The organism is Streptomyces sp. NK15101, from assembly GCF_020400725.1.
GTDB lineage: Bacteria > Actinomycetota > Actinomycetes > Streptomycetales > Streptomycetaceae > Streptomyces.
In genome coordinates this window covers 1-6,265 of sequence record NZ_JAINVG010000167.1, presented here as the reverse complement: position 1 = coordinate 6,265, position 6,265 = coordinate 1, and the positions used below count along the sequence as shown (strand labels likewise).

General features: G+C 73.7%; 6 protein-coding genes. 3 read left to right on the top strand and 3 right to left on the bottom strand.

The genetic code is table 11. From position 1 onward, the window contains the following. The coding region (locus K7G60_RS38040) for an NAD-dependent epimerase/dehydratase family protein (RefSeq protein ID WP_225805543.1) at positions 1 to 794 on the bottom strand (794 nt) is incomplete at its 3' end. Between the two features lie 143 nt (positions 795 to 937). Here K7G60_RS38040 and K7G60_RS38035 point away from each other — a divergent pair. Both K7G60_RS38035 and K7G60_RS38030 read left to right on the top strand, forming a co-directional pair. Further along, positions 938 to 1,177 carry a DUF5133 domain-containing protein gene (locus tag K7G60_RS38035; protein WP_225805542.1) on the top strand — a complete coding sequence of 80 codons (240 nt, stop codon included), beginning with the start codon at positions 938 to 940 and terminating at the stop codon, positions 1,175 to 1,177. 144 nt (positions 1,178 to 1,321) lie between these two features. Continuing rightward, entirely contained in the window at positions 1,322 to 3,709 is a 2,388-nt protein-coding gene (locus K7G60_RS38030) for an excinuclease ABC subunit UvrA (RefSeq protein WP_225805541.1), read from the top strand. A 50-nt stretch (positions 3,710 to 3,759) separates the two neighbouring features. On the opposite strand, the gene K7G60_RS38025 is transcribed toward K7G60_RS38030, so the two are convergent. Then, entirely contained in the window at positions 3,760 to 4,488 is a 729-nt protein-coding gene (locus tag K7G60_RS38025) for a DUF6058 family natural product biosynthesis protein (protein WP_225805540.1), read from the bottom strand. A gap of 157 nt (positions 4,489 to 4,645) precedes the next feature. Then, a complete protein-coding gene (locus K7G60_RS38020) occupies positions 4,646 to 5,896 on the bottom strand; it encodes a D-alanyl-D-alanine carboxypeptidase family protein (RefSeq protein ID WP_225805539.1) in 1,251 nt (416 codons plus the stop codon). Between the two features lie 161 nt (positions 5,897 to 6,057). On the opposite strand from K7G60_RS38020, the gene K7G60_RS38015 reads away from it, so the two are divergent. Then, positions 6,058 to 6,265: hypothetical protein (locus tag K7G60_RS38015; RefSeq protein WP_225805538.1), on the top strand; the 208-nt coding region annotated here is incomplete at its 3' end.

The window sequence follows — 6,265 nt, the reverse complement described above, 5'->3', positions numbered from 1 at the left end:
TTCACCGGCCGGGCGTGCAGCAGCTCGCCCAGCGTCGCGCCGTCGATCACCGGCTCCGCGGCGAGGTTGAACGCGCCCCGGACGTCCCGCAGCAACGCCCTGCGGTAGGCGTCCGCCGCGTCCTCGGTGTGCAGGACCTGGAAGCGGAGCCCCTCGAACTCCGGGAGCAGCGGCAGCAGTTCGGGCCGCATCAGCTGCCCGGGGAAGAACCGTCCGGCGAAGATCCGCCGCTGCTCGCTCGCCGACTCCTCCTTGAAGAGGAACGACGGACGCATCCGGACCACCCGGGTCATCGGATGGTCCCGCTCGAACGTGTCGAGGACCCGCTCCAGATAGGCCTTCTCCCGGGTGTACGCGGCCCCCGGCCAGCCGTGCGTCGGCCACGCCTCGGACACCGGCGGGCCGCCCTCGGGGCCGGGGGAGTACGCGCCCACCGAGGAGGCGTACACCAGGACCGGAACCCGCGCCGCCGCCACCGCGTCGAAGACGCGGACCGAACCCAGGACGTTGGTCCGCCACGTCTCCACCGGGTCATGGGTCGGGCCGAACCGCCAGGCCAGGTGCACCACCGCGTCCGCGTCCGCCACGTACTGCGCGAGCCGGGGTTCGTCCCCCTCCCGGGAGAGGTCCAGCTCGGCCCATTCCACCCCGGGGAGGTCGAGCCCGGGCCGGCGGCGGGCGAGACCGAGGACGGAGCCGATGCCCGGCTCACGGGCCAGGATCCGGATGAGGCTCGTTCCGACGTTGCCGGTGGCGCCCGTGACGACGACGCGCGAAATCGTGCTCGGATTCATGTCTCCGACCCTCCGCCATGGGCGCCGGAAGCGCATTCCGACGGCCACCCCTGGCCATCGCCGTCACTCAGCGTGTCCGTATCGGTCGCGGACGTGGCCGACGGCCGGGAATATGAAGCGACTCAGGAGACAGGAGAACGGCCATGCTGCTGCCCGACAGGAACACCGTCGACCGGCTGCTCCGGCATTTCCGCGCCCAGGAGCGGACCGTGCTGGACAGGCCGTGCGACCTGTCGGCCCGCCGGCGCTTCGAGGACACGGCGTACACCCTGTGCGTCCTGATGGGAGTGCGCACCACTCGTGAGGCCGTCCTCGCCGCGGAGCGCTACGTGACGACGGCGGAGATCAGGAATCGAGAAGCACGGCCCCCGTGCCGCCACTAGCGTGACCGTCACGACCTTCGCTCACGTGCTCGACGGGTCCGACGCGCCCGCCGGGTCGCCGAGCCGGATCGGCCCGACGCGTCCGACGGGCCCGGCCACGGACGCGGAGGACCACCGACAGGCACCGCGAAGGCTGGAGACACGATGAGCAAGGCCCCGAGGACGGACGAGCAGGCGTCCGTACCCCACGCCGCCGACCGGCACGACCTGATCCGCGTGCACGGCGCGCGTGAGAACAACCTCAAGGACGTGAGCATCGAGATCCCGAAGCGCCGGCTCACGGTCTTCACCGGCGTCTCCGGCTCGGGCAAGAGCTCCCTCGTCTTCGACACGATCGCCGCCGAGTCGCAGCGGCTGATCAACGAGACGTACAGCGCCTTCGTCCAGGGCTTCATGCCGACGCTCGCCCGGCCCGAGGTCGACGTCCTCGAAGGCCTGACGACCGCGATCATCGTCGACCAGCAGCGCCTCGGCGCCGACCCCCGCTCCACCGTCGGCACCGCCACCGACGCCAACGCGATGCTGCGGATCCTCTTCAGCCGGCTCGGCGAGCCGCACATCGGCCCGCCCAGCGCCTACGCCTTCAACGTCCCCTCGGTCCGGGCGAGCGGCGCGATCACCGTCGAACGCGGCGGCAGGAAGACCGAGCGGGCGACCTTCGAGCGCACCGGCGGCATGTGTCCGGGCTGCGAGGGCCGGGGCACGGTCTCCGACATCGACCTCACGCAGCTCTACGACGGGTCCAAGTCGCTCGCCGAGGGCGCGCTCACCATCCCCGGCTACACCGCGGGCGGCTGGAACTACCGGCTCTACAGCGAGTCCGGCTTCGTCGACCAGGACAAGCCGATCCGCGAGTACACCGAGAAGGAACTGGCGGACTTCCTCCACCACGAGCCGGTCCGGATGAAGATCGCCGGGATCAACATGACCTACGAGGGTCTGATCCCGCGCATCCAGAAGTCCTTCCTGGCCAAGGACAAGGAGGGCATGCAGCCCCACATCCGGGCGTTCGTCGAGCGGGCCGTCACTTTCACCACCTGCCCCGAGTGCGACGGCACCCGGCTCAGCGAGGGCGCCAGGGCGTCCAAGATCGAGCGGATCAGCATCGCCGACGCCTGCGCGATGCAGATCAGCGACCTCGCCGCCTGGGTCCGCGGCCTCGACGAGCCCTCGGTGGCGCCGCTGCTCACCGCGCTCCAGCTGACCCTGGACTCCTTCGTGGAACTCGGCCTCGGCTACCTCTCCCTCGACCGGCCGGCGGGCACGCTGTCGGGCGGCGAGGCGCAGCGCGTCAAGATGATCCGCCACCTGGGCTCCTCGCTCACCGACGTCACGTACGTCTTCGACGAGCCCACCATCGGCCTGCACCCGCACGACATCCGGCGGATGAACGACCTGCTGCTCCAGCTGCGCGACAAGGGCAACACGGTGCTCGTCGTGGAGCACAAGCCGGAGGCCATCGCGATCGCCGACCACGTCGTCGACCTCGGCCCCGGCGCCGGCACGGCCGGCGGCACCGTCTGCTTCGAGGGCACCGTGGACGGGCTGCGGGCCGCCGGCACCGTCACCGGCCGCCACCTCGACGACCGGGCCGCCGTCAAGGAATCGGTCCGCAAGCCCACCGGAGCCCTGAGGATCCGGGGCGCGTCCACGCACAACCTGCGCGACGTCGACGTCGACATCCCGCTCGGCGTGCTCACCGTCGTGACCGGCGTCGCCGGCTCCGGCAAGAGCTCGCTCGTGCACGGGTCGATCCCCGCCGGCGAGGGGGTGATCTCCGTCGACCAGGGCGCGATCCGCGGCTCCCGGCGCAGCAACCCCGCCACGTACACCGGACTGCTCGACCCGATCCGCAAGGCCTTCGCCAAGGCCAACGGCGTGAAGCCGGCGCTGTTCAGCGCCAACTCCGAGGGCGCCTGCCCCACCTGCAACGGTGCGGGCGTCGTCTACACCGACCTCGGCATGATGGCCGGCGTCTCCTCCACCTGCGAGGACTGCGAGGGCAAGCGGTTCCAGCCCGCGGTGCTCGAACACCTCCTCGGCGGCCGGGACATCAGCGAGGTGCTCGCCATGTCCGTGACCGAGGCCGAGGAGTTCTTCGGCTCCGGCGAGGCGCACACCCCGGCGGCGCAGCGGATCCTGGCCCGGCTCGCCGACGTCGGGCTCGGCTACCTGAGCCTCGGCCAGCCGCTCACCACGCTCTCCGGCGGCGAGCGGCAGCGCCTCAAGCTGGCCACGCACATGGGAGACAAGGGCGGCGTCTACGTCCTCGACGAGCCGACCACCGGCCTCCACCTCGCCGACGTGGAGCAGCTCCTCGGCCTGCTCGACCGGCTCGTGGACTCCGGCAAGTCGGTCATCGTCGTCGAGCACCACCAGGCCGTCATGGCGCACGCCGACTGGATCATCGACCTGGGCCCCGGCGCGGGCCACGACGGCGGGCGGATCGTCTTCGAGGGCACGCCCGCCGACCTCGTCGCGGCCCGCTCGACCCTCACCGGCGAGCACCTCGCGGAGTACGTCGGCGCCTGACGGGCGCGCACGGCCGGCGACCCGGGGGCTCCGGCCCGCCGGGTCGCCGCTCAGCGAGACACCGGGGGGAAGAGCGCCCGGGGCGCGTCCACGCAGGTGTCCCGCGAGACCGGCCCGCCGAACCGCAGCCGGTCGTACGCGGTGAACGCCGGCTCCAGGGCGTCCAGCTCGTCCACGCGCGCGTGGAGGGCGGCGCGCCACTCCGGCGAGGGGTCGTCCCCGGCCGTCGCGAGGCGCGCGGTGATCTCCGCCGTCAGTTCCTCCTTCCGGTGGATGTTCGCCGGGGTGACCGCATGCAGGCAGACGTACTGGCCGCTCAGGTACGCCGCCCACTCCCCGTCGCCCCGGTCCGGGTCCTCCCAGTGTCCGGTGAACCACGCGCGCAGGCGGTCGACGCCGCCCGCCGCGTCGGCGAGCGCGAACAGATCGCGCGGCACCATCTCGGCGCCGTCCGACCGCAGATAGCCGGGCAGCGGCAGCAGCTCCGCGAGCATCAGCAGCCGGACCTCGTCGGGGTCCCGGCCGAGCGCGGCGCACAGCGCCTCCAGCGGGACGAACCGGGCGGTGACGTACGCGTCGTCGGCGGCGGTCATCGGATGGTCGCCGTTCACCTCCCGGAACCGCTCGACGAGCCGCGCGGACGGCGACAGGCCCTCCGGCGTGCCGTCCTCCGGCGGTCGGTCCTTCGGCGGTCGGTCCTCCGGCGTCCGGTCCGTAGGCGTCCCGCCTTTCGGTGTCCCGTCCGTCGACGTCCCGCCCGTCAGCGCCTCGTCCGTCATCACGTGACTCCCCAGGAAGGCCGCCCGGGCCGGTCCCGGGCGGTGTTCCCGCAGGTTAGAGGCCGGATCGTGCGGCACCCACCGAACCGTCGCCGGCACGACCCGGGTCCGGTGTCTCCAGCGGCGCCGCACGACCGGCGGTCCACGAGGCGGGACGTCAGGCCCGGCGGGCCGCCCTGCGCCGCCACCCCCACAGGGCGAGCGCGGCGACGCAGGCCGAGCCCACCAGGGTCAGCGGAAGCCCGGCCGACGGGCCGGGGGGCTCCACCTCCCGGGCCTGCCCCACGGGCGCGGCCGCCGGCTCGGCCCCGGCCCCGGGCGCCGGCGCCGCCTTCGCGCCGCGCCCCTCCCGGGCCACCGACACGGCCCGCGTGTCCGGGTCGGCCGCGGCCTTCGCCCGTACCGGCGCGAGCGAGCCCACCGGCCGCACCCGGTCCGCCGCCTCGAAGCCCCAGTCGAGCAGCGACCGCGCCTCCTCGTACACGGCGAACCCGCCGCCCTCCTGAGGGTTCATCACCGAGACGACGAGCGTCCGGTCACCGCGCCGGGCCGCCGAGATCAGGGTGTTGCCCGCGTTGCTCGTGTAGCCGTTCTTGATCCCGAGGAGCCCGGGGTAGCGGTCCACCCCGTCCGCGCCCGTCAGGAGCCGGTTGGTGTTGGCGATGCCGTACGACCAGGAGCCGGCCGGGAAGTCCGCGTACGCCGTCGAGCAGTACCGGGCGAAGTCCGGGTTCTGCAGCCCGGCCCGGCCGAACACCGCCAGGTCGTACGCGGAGGACACCTGGCCGGGGGCGTCGTACCCGTCGGGGGAGACCACGTGGGTGTCCTCGGCGCCCAGGGAGCGGGCCTTCTCCTGCATCTGCCGGATCGTCGACTCCCAGCCGCCGTTCATCGCCGCCAGGACGTGCACGGCGTCGTTCCCCGAGCTGAGGAAGACACCGTTCCACAGGTCCGAGACCTTGTACGTGTACCCCTCCTTCACCCCGACCAGGCTGCTGCCGGCCCCGATCCCGGTCAGCTCGGAATCGGCCACGGTGTGCCGCTCGGACGGCCCGTGGCGGGGGAGCGCGGTGAGCGCGAACAGCGCCTTGAGGGTGCTGGCCGGCGGCAGCTTCCGGTGCGCGTTCCGCGCGGCGAGCACCTCGCCCGAGGAGGCGTCCGCCACGACCCACGACAGCGCGGAGACCGACGGCACGGCAGGCGCCCCCGGCAGCCGCTGCACCTGAGTGCCCCGCCGGTCGAGGCGCGCGGGGTCGGCGTGCCGGGGCGCGGGCGGGGCGGGCTCCCCCACGGAAGACGTGACGGAGGTGGCGGACGTGGCGGGAGAGGCGGCCGCCGGAACGGGCAGCACGAACAGCAGCGCCGCGGAACCGGCGGCGGCATGACGGACAGCTGACGTGACGATCATTCAGCCACCGTAGGAAGGAGGTGCGGACCGCGCAGATCGGAGTGCGCCGACCGGCGTAGCGGGTGTGGCGTACGGCGGCGCGTCGTGCCTCCGCCCGGGTGGCGCCCCACGGCCCGCCCCGGCCGGGACCCGCTGTCGGCGGGGCAGGGCATCCTTGTGACGTGCCCTCACACCCGTACCAGAGCAACGCCGTTCCGGACCGCACCGCCGGAGCGGTGCCCGTCGAACCGGCGGGGCGGTCCGTCCCCGGCCCCGCCCGGGAGCCCGGGACACCCGCCGCCGGTCCGTTCGGCGCGCCCGCCCTCCGGGCCGACCGGCAGGCCCGCACCGCCCCCGCCGGGCACATGATCGTGTGCGGCGACGACGCCC

Excerpts from the sequence above, each read along its gene's own strand:
- K7G60_RS38035 (WP_225805542.1), top strand. The coding sequence starts at position 938 with ATGCTGCTGCCCGACAGGAACACCGTCGACCGGCTGCTCCGGCATTTC.
- K7G60_RS38030 (WP_225805541.1), top strand. The coding sequence starts at position 1,322 with ATGAGCAAGGCCCCGAGGACGGACGAGCAGGCGTCCGTACCCCACGCC.
- K7G60_RS38025 (WP_225805540.1), bottom strand. The coding sequence starts at position 4,488 with ATGACGGACGAGGCGCTGACGGGCGGGACGTCGACGGACGGGACACCG.
- K7G60_RS38020 (WP_225805539.1), bottom strand. The coding sequence starts at position 5,896 with ATGATCGTCACGTCAGCTGTCCGTCATGCCGCCGCCGGTTCCGCGGCG.